14 protein-coding genes and 2 rRNA genes are annotated in these 17,255 nt (G+C 42.1%); 7 read left to right on the forward strand and 9 right to left on the reverse strand.

What is annotated here, in order from left to right; all coding sequences use genetic code 11:
- Positions 1 to 10: 10 nt before the first annotated feature.
- Positions 11 to 1,183 (reverse strand): porin family protein, encoded by a 1,173-nt coding sequence (locus tag BUB99_RS19175; RefSeq protein WP_073125382.1) that lies wholly within the window; start codon positions 1,181 to 1,183, stop codon positions 11 to 13.
- 29 nt (positions 1,184 to 1,212) lie between these two features.
- Positions 1,213 to 2,604 carry an aldehyde dehydrogenase family protein gene (locus BUB99_RS19180; protein ID WP_073125385.1) on the reverse strand — a complete coding sequence of 464 codons (1,392 nt, stop codon included), beginning with the start codon at positions 2,602 to 2,604 and terminating at the stop codon, positions 1,213 to 1,215.
- A 251-nt stretch (positions 2,605 to 2,855) separates the two neighbouring features.
- On the opposite strand from BUB99_RS19180, the gene BUB99_RS19185 reads away from it, so the two are divergent.
- Complete coding sequence (locus BUB99_RS19185) at positions 2,856 to 3,746, forward strand: sterol desaturase family protein (protein WP_073125389.1); 891 nt, start codon at positions 2,856 to 2,858, stop codon at positions 3,744 to 3,746.
- On the opposite strand, the gene BUB99_RS19190 is transcribed toward BUB99_RS19185, so the two are convergent.
- Positions 3,680 to 4,963, reverse strand: coding sequence for a type IX secretion system plug protein (locus BUB99_RS19190; RefSeq protein WP_084190675.1), 1,284 nt, complete (start codon positions 4,961 to 4,963; stop codon positions 3,680 to 3,682). The two genes, BUB99_RS19185 and BUB99_RS19190, sit on opposite strands and share 67 nt — an antisense overlap.
- A gap of 134 nt (positions 4,964 to 5,097) precedes the next feature.
- Between BUB99_RS19190 and BUB99_RS19200 the strand changes: the two genes are divergently transcribed.
- The 3 genes from BUB99_RS19200 to BUB99_RS19210 all read left to right on the forward strand — a co-directional run bounded on the left by BUB99_RS19200 (position 5,098) and on the right by BUB99_RS19210 (position 8,386).
- A complete protein-coding gene (locus BUB99_RS19200; RefSeq protein ID WP_073125397.1) occupies positions 5,098 to 5,646 on the forward strand; it encodes an RNA polymerase sigma factor in 549 nt (182 codons plus the stop codon).
- Complete coding sequence (locus BUB99_RS19205; RefSeq protein ID WP_073125399.1) at positions 5,633 to 6,997, forward strand: outer membrane beta-barrel protein; 1,365 nt, start codon at positions 5,633 to 5,635, stop codon at positions 6,995 to 6,997. The genes BUB99_RS19200 and BUB99_RS19205 overlap by 14 nt, the downstream gene beginning before the upstream one ends.
- A 222-nt stretch (positions 6,998 to 7,219) precedes the next feature.
- Positions 7,220 to 8,386, forward strand: a complete 1,167-nt coding sequence (locus BUB99_RS19210) for an aminotransferase class V-fold PLP-dependent enzyme (RefSeq protein WP_073125402.1) — start codon at positions 7,220 to 7,222, stop codon at positions 8,384 to 8,386.
- Here BUB99_RS19210 and BUB99_RS19215 read toward each other — a convergent pair.
- Complete coding sequence (locus BUB99_RS19215; protein ID WP_073125405.1) at positions 8,383 to 9,927, reverse strand: OmpA family protein; 1,545 nt, start codon at positions 9,925 to 9,927, stop codon at positions 8,383 to 8,385. The two genes, BUB99_RS19210 and BUB99_RS19215, sit on opposite strands and share 4 nt — an antisense overlap.
- Before the next feature lie 209 nt (positions 9,928 to 10,136).
- Entirely contained in the window at positions 10,137 to 11,453 is a 1,317-nt protein-coding gene (locus tag BUB99_RS19220; protein ID WP_073125408.1) for a serine hydrolase domain-containing protein, read from the reverse strand.
- Positions 11,454 to 11,615: 162 nt separating this feature from the next.
- Here BUB99_RS19220 and rpsT point away from each other — a divergent pair, with 162 nt between their 5' ends.
- From rpsT to BUB99_RS19235, 3 genes are all read left to right on the forward strand, one after another.
- Positions 11,616 to 11,867: a 30S ribosomal protein S20 gene (gene rpsT / locus BUB99_RS19225; protein ID WP_073125411.1), complete on the forward strand. Its 252-nt coding sequence runs from the start codon at positions 11,616 to 11,618 to the stop codon at positions 11,865 to 11,867.
- Positions 11,868 to 11,982: 115 nt separating this feature from the next.
- Complete coding sequence (radC, locus tag BUB99_RS19230; RefSeq protein ID WP_073125414.1) at positions 11,983 to 12,678, forward strand: RadC family protein; 696 nt, start codon at positions 11,983 to 11,985, stop codon at positions 12,676 to 12,678.
- Positions 12,679 to 12,680: 2 nt separating this feature from the next.
- Positions 12,681 to 13,310 carry a DUF1684 domain-containing protein gene (locus tag BUB99_RS19235; protein WP_073125417.1) on the forward strand — a complete coding sequence of 210 codons (630 nt, stop codon included), beginning with the start codon at positions 12,681 to 12,683 and terminating at the stop codon, positions 13,308 to 13,310.
- On the opposite strand, the gene BUB99_RS19240 is transcribed toward BUB99_RS19235, so the two are convergent.
- The 4 genes from BUB99_RS19240 to BUB99_RS19255 form a co-directional block, all read right to left on the reverse strand.
- Positions 13,293 to 16,034, reverse strand: a complete 2,742-nt coding sequence (locus tag BUB99_RS19240) for a tetratricopeptide repeat protein (RefSeq protein WP_139281108.1) — start codon at positions 16,032 to 16,034, stop codon at positions 13,293 to 13,295. The two genes, BUB99_RS19235 and BUB99_RS19240, sit on opposite strands and share 18 nt — an antisense overlap.
- Before the next feature lie 4 nt (positions 16,035 to 16,038).
- A complete protein-coding gene (gene gatC / locus BUB99_RS19245; RefSeq protein WP_073125423.1) occupies positions 16,039 to 16,326 on the reverse strand; it encodes an Asp-tRNA(Asn)/Glu-tRNA(Gln) amidotransferase subunit GatC in 288 nt (95 codons plus the stop codon).
- A 343-nt stretch (positions 16,327 to 16,669) separates the two neighbouring features.
- A 5S ribosomal RNA gene (rrf, locus tag BUB99_RS19250) occupies positions 16,670 to 16,781 on the reverse strand.
- Between the two features lie 153 nt (positions 16,782 to 16,934).
- Positions 16,935 to 17,255, reverse strand: a 23S ribosomal RNA gene (locus BUB99_RS19255); the annotation flags it as partial.

Raw genomic sequence — 17,255 nt, forward strand, 5'->3', positions numbered from 1 at the left:
AGCTGCCTAACTAGAAAGACACATCCCATTGTACTCTAGCTCTGAGTCCATCATAGTTAGGATTGAAATCAACATTGTTCAGGAACGAAAAATCAAAGGTCAGCTTGTTTCTATGTCCCGAAAAAAACCAATTGCACCCCAGAGTCAATTCAGTCGTTTTTTCTTCCCAGGCGTCACTATAACTCACCATTGAATACCGTGCGATCAGTTCGAGCGGCTCAGGTACAAACGAGATCAACTCACTCAAAAAATACCCTGCCATCAGATAACCTCCGTACAAATCCGTCTGTACTCCATTGACCTGATCATCGATAGTCTTAATGTGATTCTCGTTCATCAGCGAAAACCCCTTGTACTTGTACATCAGTTCTACACCCAGTTGATTGATCTGATACTGTCGAGACAGTCCCGGCGAAAACCCAGGCAACTCACCACCTCCAGAACTGGAAAAGCTCGTATAGGCGCTTTGATTGGTTGCTGCAGACACTGCCAAAAAACCCTTTGACACCTGTGACCGCTCCAAATCACCAAAAGACATCTTGGCCTGTGTCCTAGAAAAATTCCATTGATAACGTGCTAGCCAGAGGTAATCGTTGCTCTCGTTGACTGCTCCCCGACCCGTACCGTTAAACACCCCGACGTGATACATGCTCGAACCAATCTGTCCATCGAATAACTCTCCCTGAATCATCGCACCGATCTGTCTATCGAATGTAAAATAGCGGTTGGCAATCGAACGATCCACAAACTGCTGTTTACCTGAAGACACGTATCGTTCCGTATTGTAATTTATTTTCCACTGACCTATTTTGACCTGTAGCCCCTTGTACTTATCTATCGTCATCACCCAGTTCATGAGATTATTAGAGGGAAAGTCGTACTCTAAATAATACTTCAAGTAAGGTTGATAGACATGCCCTCCTACTTTCAAACGGGCCCGCTGCAATGCAAACGTGCTGTTAACATTGTCTTCATCTTGGACATAAAAATCTGTCTGCTGTCCCGATATCCCCGCAAAACGAAACTGCAGTCTCCACTCCAGCGTCATGAGGTAGTTTTCTCCATAGCTCAGCTCCCACCCCTTCTCTCCATACCGAAGGTTAGGCTCTGGAACATTATCCTCTTGTGCTACCAAGGAAAGTACAGAAACCAATAGTAACATCATGAGTAAGGTCTGTTTCATCCTGTATCAGATTAGGTAGTTTCCAAAGATTATAGTACATCACTTTTAATCACCATTAGCTTTTCACGAGTCATGTCATGCATGGAGTGTGGTATGCTACCTATCCCCAGCCCTGACTTGTCTCGTCCCCCGAAAGGCATCCAATCTACCCGAAATGCCGTGTGATCGTTGACCATCACTGCGGTTGCATTCAGTTTCTTTACTGTATCTAATGCCACATCGATATGTTGAGTATATACCGATGCCTGAAAAGCATAATCGAGCGAATTGGCTCTAGCAATGGCCTCATCTCGGTTCGAATAACTGTAAAAACATACTACAGGCCCAAACACTTCGTCCGTAGAAACTCTTATGTCCTCTGGAGGGTTGAGCAAAATAGTCGGTGCATAGCAGGTATCTGATATCTTCTCACCACCACAGATTACTTTTGCACCCGCATTTTTGGCCTCCGTGACCCATTCGTGTACACGATCGACTTCCTCAGGCTTAATCAACGGCCCCACTTCGGTCTCCTCAGACACAGGGTCTCCTATTTTCAAGCTTCTAGCAAGCGTATCCATCTCGTTGACCACCTCATCCATAATAGACTCATGGACAAACACGCGCTGAACAGATACACAGACCTGACCCGCATGGTAGAAACTGCCTTTGGTAAGGCCCGTTATCATGGATTTAATATCCGTATCAGGCTCTACAATCACGGGTGCTACTCCACCATGCTCCAGAGCACAACGTGTCCCTGGTGCCAACCGAGCGCGCAAGCCCCAACCAACTTTTGCTGACCCGATAAAGGAAAAGAAATTCACCTTTGGACTCGTCACAAGCTGTTCAGCAACCTCACGATCACAAACCATCGTAGTACACCATCCTGCAGGCAACCCCGCTACGTCATAGATATCCTGCATCATCAGACAACTCAACGGCGTGGTAGAAGCAGGTTTGATAATCACAGGTGACCCTACCGCTATCGCAGGAATCGTCTGATGGACAAACAAATTGATGGGATGATTGAAAGCACTAACCGAGGCAACTACTCCAATCGGTTCTCTCATGGTGTATGCCATTCGATTGACCGATGCAGCAGTCTGTCCCATTGGCACTTCTTGTCCCCCCTGATGCCCCAAGTTCTCTATCGCCAACTTGACGCCATTGATCGCTCGATCCATCTCCACTTTTGTATCCTTGAGTGGTTTACCTCCCTCTTGCGCGGATTGAAAAACGATTTCGTCGTAGCGCTCCTCCATCAGAAAAGCTATGTCTTCTAAAATCTTGGTTCGCTCATGCTTGGCGAGCCATTGCGAACGGTCTTCATACAAGTCATGCGCTCGGTCAATGGCCTCTTGCATCTCAGCAGCAGATTTCAATGGGATTTCTTTGATCAATGACTGATCATACGGGGCGTATACTTTTAAAGTTGACATGTTACAGGTGTTTAAAAATAACTGGTTAATAATTCAATTTCGACACAAAAACCTCAAATAGAAGTTATTGCATCTATACTTTTCACGATCAAAACAGAAGTTTGTTCACTCAAAAAAATTGCTTTAATACCATGAGGTTTGAAAATTTCAAGTTAAGCATTAACCCAGAAAAGACAAATCCATCCAGATCAAATCCCCATTAACAAAACAAGTCAAAAAATGGTTAGATTTATTGTCTAAACAGCATTGATATGGAAGCAATATTGGAATTCTTCTCTCAGGTTCCTACCTGGTTTAGAGCCTCTATTCTGATAGGAGGACTAGTGATATTTTGGATACTCGAAGGAGTTCTCCCTCTTTTTCAATTTCCCTACCAAAAAATAAAACACGCTGGAACCAATCTTTTCCTCACACTCACAACGATGATCGTAGGGTTCGGGATGGCTGGGCTGTTACTCTTGGTTGCTGATTTTGTAGCTTCTCGACAGATCGGGCTGCTCTATATCTTCGACATGCCACTCTGGCTAAAAGTCATCGTAGGTATACTACTCATGGATGCAATAGGTGCCTATCTGGTACACCTAGTAGAGCACAAAGTAAAATGGATGTGGAAATTTCATCTCGTACATCATAGCGATACGACCATAGATGTGACATCTGGCCTACGACATCATCCGGGCGAGACGGTCTTCCGAGTTTCTTTCACTATTTTGGCTGTCATGATTATCGGCGCACCTATAGGGTTGGTGATGCTCTACCAAAGCTTGTCTGTTTTATTTGCTCACCTGACACATGCCAACACACCGATATTCGGACTTAAAATAGACAAAGCACTTAGTTACATTTTCGTTACACCCAACATGCACAAGGTTCACCACCATTACCAGCAGCCTTGGACAGATACTAACTATGGCAATATCTTTTCGATCTGGGACAGGTTATTCGGAACATTCATCTATGTAGAGGAGATGACACAGATACGCTACGGCATAGATACACACATGGATCCTCAGGAAAACGAAAAACTAAGCAACCTACTCGCCATACCCTTCCAAAAGTACCGCGAACCGATCAATCAGAATTCGGTTTCGACGGAAGTGTACCCAACGACACGGTCTGCCAAATCCGTAAATCCACGGTAATAGACGATGATTTCATAGTCATTTTGTGTCTGGTAAAACGACCCTTCAAACCGGTATGGATTCTCACCATCCACCCAATACATATAGTCATAAAAACCCTGCTTTAGTAGTGTCTCTGCTTGATAGGATTGCGATTGTGCATTGTAGGTCAGGCGACTGAACTGATCCTTTCTCCAATTGTTAAACGCGCCAATCACATAGATATCCTCTGGGATTTTTTGCACTGCGAGATCAAAATGCACATTGATATAGTCCGCTTGCAGATAACTCGCCGCTGCTTCATTGGTGGTGATATAAAAACTCCCATTCATATCCATGCTGTGTGAATACACCGACTGATTACGGCTTTTGTCCCTCATCACATAAGCGTCAATGCTACGAGCCCCTTTGTCTACTCGCCCGACATTCATTCCTCTAAAATTGTACACTCGGATATCGAAAAAACGGAACTCATTGCCACCACGAAAATTATTCTCAGCATTGAAGTGCCTGTATTCTAACTTAGAAGCTGCTTGATTGATACTTGTGGGTAGAAGACCCTGGACTGCATTGTCCCAGCGGTGGTTTTGGAGCAGTACGATTTTGAAATCCGACATAGGGTTATTCACCTGTAACGATGGATAAGACAATGCAAAATCAATCTGCTGATTGGTCTGTCTGTATCTGACACTTGTCGAGGAACGTAGCCCTGGATCCAGATTGACCAACTGCTCATAGACGATAAACCGTCTCGTCAAAACTACCTCATCTGGTCGGCTGTCATGATAGACCTGCACTATATAATTACCAGAGACCTTCACCTTTGGCATTTTCATCCAGTAGTTGACATAGAGCTGTAGCGTATTTTCGGAGTAGTCAAAGTCTCGAAGATCAAAAGTGTTATAATCGTACAGAAACTCGATATCATTGAGAACAGATTGTGTCCAGTCTGCATTACAATGGATAATTTTGGCTTGAAGATTGTCATACTCTTCTGTGAGCATATCGAACTGCAGCATCAACTCGGTCGTCTGCTGAAGATGAACGATAGGAGGTTGCATTTCCTGGTTACCGACATTGAGTATCGGGTAGAGCTGTACGACACCTACTGCTTTGTCATATTTTTTATTTTCATAGACTTCCCCATTTTGGGCTGCCCCATGAAAACACTGAAGGGTGAACCACAAAAACAGTACGAAATGAAGAGTAAAATGTCTTCGGTTACTAATCTGAATCATGCACCAATGATAATACGCCTTGGACTTGAAGAGGAATATTCTGAAGAAAAATTTATTTCTAGGTCGTCCTTCCAACCAAAACAGAAATGGTCGTGTCTTAAGAGCGAACCAAAAACATCCATAAGACTGCTTGAATGCCGCTAGATGAAAAACAACTGATTAAAGGCTGCCTAAAAGGTGACCGACATGCACAGGAGAGCCTGTATCAGCAGTTTGCATCGCAGATGTATGTGGTCTGTCTGCGCTATACCAAAGCTCAGCAAGAAGCAGAAGATGTGTTGCAGGAGTCGTTTATCAAAGTGTATAAACAGTTGAAGAATTTCAAAGGCAATTCGTCTCTCTTTTTTTGGATCAAAAGAATCGTCATCAACACTGCACTGAATCATCAGCGTAGCAAACTCTACCTCTACCCCATGGTGGACATAGAGGATCTGAGTCAGACGAGAACGACTCCAACCAATCTATCAGAATACAGCATGGATGAATTGCTGCAGATGATAAAAGAACTACCTCAGAGTAGTCAGGTGATTTTTAACCTATATGCGATAGAGGGATACAAACACAGAGAAATAGCAGAGATGCTAGAAATCAATGAAGGGACGTCAAAATCCCAATATGCACGAGCCAAACAGCTCCTGCAAGACAAAATGCAAGAAACGAAAAAGAACTATGGACGAGGCTGACAAATCATTCGAGCAACAGTGGGGGGCTGCCTTTGACCAAGCAGCACAAACACCGCCTAAGCACGTATGGGTGGCTATCGATGGTCAGCTCGCCCATGCAGAAGCCAACCAGTACAAGAAACGCTTAGTAGTCTACCAATGGTCCGCAGCGGCAGCCGTACTCCTTCTAATCATATCAGGTATAGGCTACTGGGGAAGAGATTGGGACAATGCAGCGATGCAAGCCCATGATCCCGCTCCAGAATCAACCCCGGCTATTCGATCAACCCCTAGCATTACACAAGCAGAAAACCCTATACCCACAGGTGTCACACGCACTGTGGGGCAACCACCCGTATTGGAACCCTTACGAGGAAAATCTAACCCAAAAGCAAGTAAGCCGATCAGCCCATCGATCCAATTGCCCCTCATAGACGAAACTATACCTAGCTCAGAAGTGAAGGCTGGTTTTAGAACACGAACAGCCCATATAAATGAAATGGTTCAGCTCACCAACATACCAGTGGAACTGGACCCTACACTAGTACCTAATGCACTACCTGTACATCTCTATGGCGTACCGAACACTGCATTTATGCAAGAAGAGTCCAAGCAGCAGCTTTGGGCTGGAGTGAGCATGTCGTCAGGCAGTTTTGACCCAGCCTTTAAATCTAGCAGTACTGCAAACCAAGCCATGTCCAGCCCTATTATGGATAGTCAAAATGAATTCACCTCTTCGGCACTTAACTCTAACGCACTCAGCAAAGCACCGCTCCAGTATGACCCTGGCTACTCCATCTCGGCTGGCCTGAACGTTGGCAAACGCCTAAAAAATAGAATCATTCTTAGTACAGGGGTTCACTACCAGTCCTTTAACACAGCCGATGCAGAGACAGTAGTGCTCCAACAGGGGGGCGATTACTATGCACTGACGGGCAGTGAGTCTGATGCTGTGCTATTGGATCAGTCTCGTATGGAAGCTGTAGATGTAGCTGAAGAAGAAGCTTCGTTGAGCAACGCATACCAATACATGAGCATCCCTGTCAAAGCGGGCTATATTCTACTGGATCAGCGATTCAATATTATCCTGAACACAGGACTGTCTTCCAATTTCTTGATTGATGCAACGCTGCGAGATCATAATAATGACCAAGCATTAAGCAACGATTTTGATACCAGTAGTAACTACGAATCGGTCTATTTCAACTTCATGACCAGTATCGAATTTGGCTATGTCGTTTTTAGGAAATATCAAATCACACTAGAACCGAACTACAATCAGGCACTAACAAATTTCACCAACTCTAATAACACAACCCAAGGCAAACCTACCAACCTGGGCATTGCCTTTGGATTAAAATACAACTTCTAAGCCCATGAAAACAAAGACCCAACAAGAACACGAGCTCCGTGAGCTCAGAAAGATCATTATCCTAGGTACACTCATTGTCATCATGCTGTCCATCCTATCACAGGGCTAAAATGCGTTTGCGCAGTAAACTACCTCGACAGGTTAACGGCCTGCGATTAAAGTCTTGACCAAGGACTGGTAGATGACAGGATCATTGAGTAATTTGAGTTCAAACCCAAGTCGATGAACTACAAACACCTTTACTCCAAGAGCCTAGATGCCATGGGGGCTAAACTGCATTTTGCATCGCACAGTCATCACCTATGGCCTGACTGTGTAATGGCTGCTCAGAACCAGTATATTTTAGATGCCTTCACATGGGCAGACGAAAAGTGGAGTAAAGCTGTAGCACCATTAGAATCCAAACTCCAAACCCAACTGGCAGACCTACTATCAATTGATTCTCCTAACCAAATTTGTTTTGCACCGAATGTACATACGCTGTTTTTTCGTTTAGTCTCTTGCTTTGACCTCACAGCACCACTGCGTATCCTGACGACCGATTCGGAGTTCTATAGCTTCTCGCGTCAAGCACAGCGTCTCGGGGAGTACGAACATATCGATATTACCGAAATCCCAACGCTGCCCTTTGCGTCCTTCAAAGAGCGAATCTTAGCCGCTATCCAAAACCGGCAGTACAACATGATCTATATCAGTCAAGTATTTTTCAACTCAGGTTTAGCAGTCCTTTTTTTGGGAGAGATCATCGAGGCATGTCCAGAGGAGACCATGATAGTCGTGGACGGTTATCATGGTTTTGGGGCAATCCCCACCGACCTATCTCTCTACCAAGACAGGATTTTCTACCTAGCAGGAGGATACAAATACTTACAATCTGGAGAAGGGGTTTGTTTCATGACCGTACCGAGAAGCGCTAATCAATATCGACCGTTGTACACTGGCTGGTTCGCAGAGTTTGATTCCCTAGATCAGCACGAGCGATCCGTCAACTATGCCCCTGATGCACGGAGGTTTCTGGGTGCTACGACTGACCCCTCAGGGCTCTACCGCATGCACAGTGTCCTAAACCTCTGGCAAGAACTCCAACTTTCGGTTTCGCAAATTCATGCCTACGTTCAGCAGTTACAAGAGTACTTCTTGTCGAAAGTCACACAGCAGGGCTTGTTTGGTCTATCAACTGACGCTCTGATTCATGTGCAAGAGAAAAGTGCGAGCTACGGACATTTCTTAACTTTTAGAACACCTGATGCACTCAGTATCCAAAACAAACTAAGACAACTAGATATCATCACAGATAGTCGGGAAGATCGATTGCGGTTTGGGTTTGGGCTATATCAGGAGACTAGTGATATAGATCAACTATTCCAGCGAATAGCTGATCAGGACTAATTCTTTTTATGGATCGTAAACTCTACTCGTCTGTTAAGTTTACGCGACTCTGCATTGGCATTACTGGCTCTAGGCTGCATCCCTCCAAACCCTTTTCCACTGATACGATCAACTGACACGCCATGATCGATCAGGTATTTCTCTACAGTCTTGACACGATCTTCACTAAGTTCCAGATTGAGCTCTGCTTTACCTTGATTATCTGTATGTCCTGATAAGAAAATCGTAATCTCAGGGTTGTATTTCATCATCTCTACGACGAGATCAAGCTCTTTTTCAGAGCCTTCAATGAGTTCGCTCTTGCCCTGTTTGAACAATACATGATCCAATGAGACCGTAGCTCCATCGATCACTGGATGTAAATAAAATGAATACAAAGTATCCTCCTTGAGTGCCTCGGTTATGTTCAGTTCCAACTCCCCCGTCATATATCGAAACGCACGCGCTTTGATATCATACTGCTCACCTTCTGGAGCATGTGCGGTATACTGCCCCATGCGATTGGTTCGACCCTTTTTCACCACATTAATCGGAGTAGTCGTGATTTCTATCTCTGCACCCACGATGACTCGGCGTGTCACCGCATCTCTCACTTCAGCTTTGATCGGGATACTTTTCTCTTCCTTTGCGATTACTCGAGCTTCTTCTTTCTCTTCTGGTGCAGCCTTTTCGATTGACATAGCGACTTGAACCTGCTTTAAATCACCGTACCCATCACTGTTCTGCGTGCTGATCAAATAGGCGTATTCCTTCTCAGTAGGCAACACAAAAGAACTTTCCCATCCTTCAGTATTTACACGAGAGCCCAAATTTACAGGTGCTGACCAGTTGAGCCAGGTATCGTCTAGCCGCTTGGACATAAAGACATCAAAACTCCCTTCTCCACCATGTCCGTTGGACGAAAAGAAAAGGGTCTTGTTATCAGAAGCTAAGTATGGGGTTATTTCTTGATTCGCGGTATTAAGTACTGAACCTAAGTTTTTGGGAGATGACCACTTCCCGTCAGACTTCAGTTGGCTGATGTACAAATCTTCAACACCATACGTTCCAAAAGACTCCATCCCAAATAACATATACCTAGCGTCATCAGAAACGCTCGCTGTAAATATTTCTCCATTATTCTTGAAATACTCTACCTCTACAGCATCAGACTCAAACCACCGTCCACTTACCCTAAAATAAGAAATCAACCCCTTATCGGTATTCAACAGAATACGTCTTTCAATATCCAAAAAGCCTATCATCTGGTTCAGGCCTGAAGTATTCAACTCATTGATATTTTCGGGTTCGGACCAGGTTCCATCTAACTGATGTTCACTCACCCAAACATCTCCTGGATCATCAATCCCTCCAACATTTCCAGGGTGATTCTTCCTCGTAAAGTACAATTGGCTTTCGTCGGGGCTCATAACTACTGATGACTCATCATAGGAACTGTTCAAGATAGGACCTAAAGAAATTTGATCACTATACACTTCTATCTGAGCCGAACTCATCAACGCATGGATCATGCCTATCACCAGAACAAAAATTTTCCTCATAATCAAATCCGTTAATCCGTAAAAATGCCATTCTCTTTCATCAATTCCAATTTAGACTCCCCGTTACAGCTTTCTGTTTTGTAATTATTCGAAGGAAATTTTGCACTTTACTATTTTATTACACTTTTTTTAGTTACTTTTATTTCGGACATATTAATTACCTATACAATACTTCTCAGAAGTCAAGTAAGCAAAATCCTGAAGCCAGTTCAGGATTTTTGTTTTTCAAGCAATTCATAGACCAAAGTGTGAATATTAGGCCTAACATTCAGTTCATATATTTTTCGATTGTCTCTAGAAGGGTAAACTCTATTAGATAGAAAGATAAACAACAACTCGTTTTCAGGATCCATCCATACAAACGTTCCCGTATACCCAGAGTGTCCATAACTTCTCGGGCTAGCTGCTTTGGCCACACTGCTTTTGATAGAGTCATAAGTGATGAGCGGCTTATCAAACCCCAACCCTCTCCGGTTATCCAAGTCACAATATTGGCATCTTGTAAATTCTTCAATCACCGAATCACTCAGATATTCTTTGCCATCATAACTGCCTCCATTTAGCCACATCTGCATCACTTTGGCGAGATCCCACGAATTACTAAACAAACCAGCGTTTCCCGATACTCCTTGCATCATAGCCGCACCTTCGTCATGCACCACTCCATGTAGAGGAGTCATTCTGAAAAAAGAATCTATTTCGGTCGGGACTATTTTATCTATAGGATAGTTATCCAAGGGTTCAAAGCCTAGTGTACTTGCCCCTATTGGGTTATAAAATGTATCGGATAGATATTGATCAAACGACAATCCACTAATTCGCTCTATCAACTCAGGAAACAAATAAAAAGACAATCCAGAATAAACATAAGCTTCTTCTTCATACAATTTGGATCGTTTGATCATACGGCGAATTTTTTTATCATAATAATCCTTGTACAAAAACAACTCCGAGCCAGGGATGCGATTTGGATAATTCTCCGAGGAGTCAGCACTAATAGTCCTTCGACGGTATCTCCCGTTTCTCCGCTGAGAGACCTGATAATATGGAATCCAGCTCTTTATACCTGCTTGATGTGCTAAGACTTTTCGCAAAGTAAGATCTCGCTTATTTGACCTTTTCAAATCAGCAAAATAATAGCCTAATGTCTGATCCAGATCAATCAGTTCCTCATCATACATTTTCATTAGAGCCAACGTCGTAGCTGTTATTTTGGTAACAGATGCCAGATCATATATGTCTGAATTAGCGACCATCCTAGTACTATCATAAGTATGAAAACCAAAGGATTGATGATAAAACACCTGCCCTCTTTGAGCCAATAATATCTGACAACCCGGAAATGCCCCTGCCTCGATCGCACCCATAGCAATCGAATCGATACCTTGATACAAAGCCAACGAGTCGATGCACAGAACCTCCGGATGTATAATTGACAATGTATCAGCGAACTCTATAGTCGGTAAATTTTGTGCGTACATCAGATTGCAATAGAAAGTCAATCCTATTAAAAAATATTTCTTCATAAATATCACTTCACTTTTTGAAAGTCAAAGTTGGCTTATAAGCCCTTGATTTTCTTACTATTCAGCTAGATTAATAAATAATATAAATGCAAGTACTATTTTTATTTATATATAGAATCCCTACATTTGCAGTCCGAAATTAGAAAATAACAACTTTATATAATGGCGAATCACAAATCGGCTTTAAAAAGAATCAGGTCCAACGAGGCTAAGAGATTAAGAAACAGATATCAGAACAAAACAACTCGTACTTTTGTAAAGAGGTTGAAAAACACTACTGATAAAGCTGAAGCGCAAGAACTACTAAAAAAGGTGATTGGAATGATTGATAAACTGTCTAAAAACAATATCATTCACAAAAACAAAGCTGCTCACCAAAAGTCTCAGTTGACAAAATTTGTCGCTGCACTTTAATTAGTTCCGCTTATCAAGACACTATAGTCCTGGCTTAACTGTCAGGACTTTTTTTGTTTACTCTTTTGTATTGATCTCAAATAAGATATCTTTAGAGACAGCAAAACATATCTCTATGGAATATCCAACCAAGCTGACCATTAAAAAATGGGCAGAAGAAGACAGGCCTAGAGAAAAATTAATTTTAAAAGGGAGAGCAGCATTATCAGATGCCGAGTTAATAGCCATCTTGATAGGCAGTGGCACGAGAAATTCCTCTGCGGTTGAGTTGGCACAGCATATACTATCGAGTGTCAACCATAACCTTAATCAGCTTGCCAAACTATCACTCAACGAACTCAAGAAATTCAATGGTATAGGGGAAGCCAAAGCCATTTCGATTATCAGCTCACTGGAGCTAGGCAGAAGGAGAAAAGAAGCCGCACCAGAGAAAAGAGCTAAAATCACCTGCTCAGAAGATTTGTTTCTACTCATGAAACCACACATGTTGGATCTCATGCATGAGGAATTTTGGGTTATATACCTCAACCGAGCCAACAAAGTAATCAAACAAGAACGAATCAGTACTGGAGGAGTCACAGGCACAGTAGTGGATAGCAAAATCATCTTTAAACATGCTCTAGAAGAACTCGCATGTTCCATTATTCTGGTACACAATCATCCATCTGGCAACCTCAATCCCAGTGAAGAAGACATTAAACTCACCAAGAAAATTCAAACTGCTGGGCATGCACTAGAAATACCTGTACTAGATCACATGATCTTTACTGATCATGATTATTTTAGCTTCTCAGATAAAGCCATGATGTAGACATGAAAAAAATTATCCCTATTGCGGTCATTTGTGTTGTTCTCATATATCTACTAAGTAACTCCCACAAGACGCCATCTCAAGATGCCTACATAGAAGAAATCAACCAAGAGCGAATTGACAAAAACCAATTCCTGAGTACCTCATCGAATTCTCCATTCTACAGCTGGGGAGACACCGTCATACAACTCAAGTACTTCCCCATAGACGAGAGCTACAAGGTCATCGCAAAGGTCTCTCTCATCGAAGAAAACCGTGTCGTCACCTTAGGCAATTCAGATGGGAGTACAAGCACCTATCGTAAATATGCCGTTCTTACTTTTGACCTCAATAACCAAACACATAGTTTACTAGTGCTCAAAAATCTAAGTGATGGAGAAGGAAAACTGTTCACAGCTTTCGCTGATGAAACCAGTGCAGAAGAAACCTATGGAGCAGGTAGGTATTTAGATTTAGAATTCAACCGAGCCCAAAGAATCACATTGGACTTCAACCTAGCCTATAACCCATACTGCAATTACAACCATGAATACTCCTGCCCACTACCTCCAAAAGAAAATTTTCTCCACACCGAAGTACGTGCAGGCGAAAAGGATTATGAAAAAGAAAATCAACTAGTCCCAGGAGTTTAACTCCGATTCAACTTGGCTTTTTCTTGCTTCAAAATCTAATTCATAGCGCTGATACGCTTCTGCATCCAGAACATCTATCAAACGAATGACCGTGCCTTCCGCATAACTTATCAAGCCCATAGATAAACACTGGTCTATATACGCCATGATGAGTTCAGGAGAATACTCATTAACCCCGATCGACTGTCGCAGGATTTCATAAGCTCGATCCTTATCATTTCCCTTCTGATTAAAGAATTTAGCTGCCTGTAAAACGCCCTTCTCGAAAAAAGGATTATTTACTCCCAATCTCCCATATAAAATTCTAGCATCTTCTACTAGACCTTTATTCTGAGCTTCAGCAGCATGCTTGAGCAAATCTTCCCCCTGCTCAAAAACCTCAGTATTATGATTCCATACAATTGGCTCTTTATCCAATGACTCTACCAACACCTCTAACTGGCTCCTTAGTGACGTCTTGGACGAATCTAATTCATTTAATTCCTTCCCTACCAAATATTGAGCAACCGACCGTTGACCAATCATAGCGTATGCCTGAGCCAAATCTGCAGTTGCCAGCGGATACGCATATTCTCTGGCAGATTCAAAATATCTCGCAGCTAACTTAGGTGCATTAAGCTCCATCGACCATTTCCCCAATAACATCTTCACATCTGGCAAAGCTTGAGATGACTTTTCGAAAGTATCATTCATCAAAACAAATGCATTGCTCACATCACCAGTAGCATATAGATTCATCGCCTTAGTGACAGATAACTCATTCCTAAAAGCATCATTCCCTGAATACTCTAAAAAAGGATCAATAACACTGAGAAAGTCAGTTGCTCTGTTTTTAGCACACACCAATCCTAAGTTTTTCAAATAGGCATAAGAAAATAAATTCAGCTGCAAACTCATCTCCTCAATCAGCCCCATACTAGCATCTACCGAATCGCGACCTACCTGATTAGCCATCCAATTCGCTTGATGATCCAACCGACCACTTTTCTGTAACATACCCTGTGACTTTCTATCTGGACTCAGTGCCCAAAATGCAAGCTTATTCGCGCTCAATACATCCTTCTGCCAAAACACGGCATTAGTGTTCTGGTTCAAATAATAATCCGCTGAATCAGATAACTGAATACGCTCATACAACAATCCAAGATTATTATTCAATGCCCAACTGTCCGGAAACTGCTCCAATCCCGCCTGATAGGTAAATACTGCGTCAAAGAACAAACTACTTTGCTCATACAAAACGCCAAGACTAGCATAAGACTGTTCTGTGGGATTCTTCTTCGTAGCACTCTCCATCCAAACCATCTTCTGCTCATCCTTTTCTAACAGCTGTGCATACATATAATTAGATCGATGATTGGTATTAGACTGAGCTAATATATTTCCATATATCGCTCCTCTCCTGTAATATTCCTTAGCAGCGTCTCGATCCCCTTGCGTGAGGTTAAAGTCTGCTACAGTATTGAAATAACCAGAGACCGCTTGGTTAAACGGAGCATAATTAGAAGCAAAGAAAAATGCAGCTACAACAATAACTCCTGCCAACTTGGAGGTAGCATACGGAAAATTATCTTCCTTAAATGCTACGCGATAGATAGGAAGTCCCTTGAGTAAAAGGGTAATGAAATTGATCAGAATATAAATAAAAAACAACCCTCCCATTCCTATATGCCCAAAGACAATCGCATCTTCTATTGCCTCTAAAGCAGGGTCATTACTCTGAATCATCAAATACAGTATTGTTCCAAATGTCACTACTGCCATCGACAAATACACCACTAACGCCAAGGGTCTGAAAGGCATAACACGGTGATAAAGTCCTTCTCTATCCCTCAAGCCCCAAACACCTAAAACACTTGACAATCCCAACAACAAATAGGGATTAAAATAATAAATATCCCAATCGATGTAATTCGAGTTTCGCATAAAGACCAAAGCGACATTCAGCAAGTATAGCAATGAAAATACGATGAAATGAAGCCCATTTCCCTTAGATACACCTTCACTAGCTGTACCTGTTGACACCACCAAAATAGCATACACTATCTCATGCCCTACGTATAGAGAAAAAACAGCAGACAGAATAATGCCAAGCCAATAACTCTGATATGCAACCTCTAAAAGTGCTGATTCATGAATAGAAAAAACGTGTATAACCGTTCCTATTAGAAAAAAAACAGCGCAGAAAAGTAAAAGGCGTCGATAAAAAGAAACTGTAGACCTAACTTCATGACAGTAGTAAGCCAAGCTTATCAATATGATACTTATAGATGAAATAATGACCTGACTAGACAACCCAAACAAGGCAACATTGCCGACTCCACTAAAAGTCACCAAAAGGATCAATAAGCCAGCACATACAATAAACCAGAAACGATTTAGAAAAGTAAAGACGGAAACACAAACCGCCAAAAGAAAATAAACTGCTAATGACCAAACAACAGTGTAGATAGAACTCAAAGACGAAAATGTACCGTGAACCTTTTGAAGCAAAACAAGCACATCGGTATTCACAGATGACTCAATTAAATTTGAGTGCTTTGAATAAACTTCCTCTGGAATCTTATTCAAAAACGCAGTAACATTCCAATCATACAACCATGACACTTGGTTGAAGTCCACAACGAATACTGCCATTATCAAACATAGGAGGCCTGAAAAGCAACCAAACAAAATAACTCTTTCTCTAAAATTCCAGCCCTTCCAAAAGAAAATCTCACTCATAGAACTAACCTAAAACCTTAGGTACTATAAAGTAGTTATCACCAGATTCAGGAGCATTTACAACTGCCTCTCCTTGTTCAAAATAGTTACTCGCACGATCCACACGTAGTTCAGAAACTTCTTCGTTTACACTAGCTAACGGAGCTACTTCACTCGTATCAATCTGATCGAGTTGCTCCACCCAATTCAATATGTCACCCAGCTGATCTCTCATCTTTTCTTCCTGCTCTGAGTTCAAGTCAAGTCTAGCTAAATCAGCTAACTTCTGAACTGTTTTAATATCTATTGCCATTATGATAATTGTTACTTGGGCTTAAATTTAACGAATGTCATTGATGAGATAGCTAATAAACGTACATAAAACAGATCCCTCCGTATTTCTGGGGGAGAGGTAGTAGATCACTTCGTGATTCAAGATTCATTGTTCGAAATTCATTATTTTTTTTCGTGAATAACCATCTCTTATAAGTCCTTGAGGTTAATTTGAATGATTGGAATAAAAAATATCGAACTTGTCTACCGAGTTTATCTCTCCAACTTTACCGACTGATCCAGTCTTTGAGCTAATATTTATGGATCAAAAAAGTATAGACGAAAAAAAACCTTGACTACACTGTAATCAAGGTTTTGATAAAAACTGGCAACGACCTACTCTCCCACGTATTACCGGAGTACCATCGGCGCTGAGGGGCTTAACTTCTCTGTTCGGAATGGGAAGAGGTGGACACCCTCGCAATAGTCACCATAATGTCTTAATGAAATACTAGATTAATACATTCTAGTTTCTAGACTTATGTCTATTACATTTTTAATATCGTAAAGTCATTTATCTAAATATTCGTACTAAGTACTAAATAATAGATTTGACATTGTGTCATGAAAGAAAGAAAACTTGCACTGTTATAAAAAGCTTACAGGTAATTAGTACTGCTCGGCTTTGACATTACTGCCTTTACACCTGCAGCCTATCAACGTTATCGTCTATAACGACCTTTAAAAGAAATCTCATCTTGAGGAGGGTTTCGCACTTAGATGCTTTCAGCGCTTATCCTCACCGAACGTAGCTACCCGGCGGTGCAGTTGGCACCACAACCGGTACACTAGAGGTTCGTCCAACTCGGTCCTCTCGTACTAAAGTCAGAGCCTCTCAAATTTCTTACGCCCACAACAGATAGGGACCGAACTGTCTCACGACGTTCTGAACCCAGCTCGCGTGCCACT

It is taken from the genome of Reichenbachiella agariperforans (assembly GCF_900142205.1).
Taxonomy (GTDB): domain Bacteria; phylum Bacteroidota; class Bacteroidia; order Cytophagales; family Cyclobacteriaceae; genus Reichenbachiella; species Reichenbachiella agariperforans.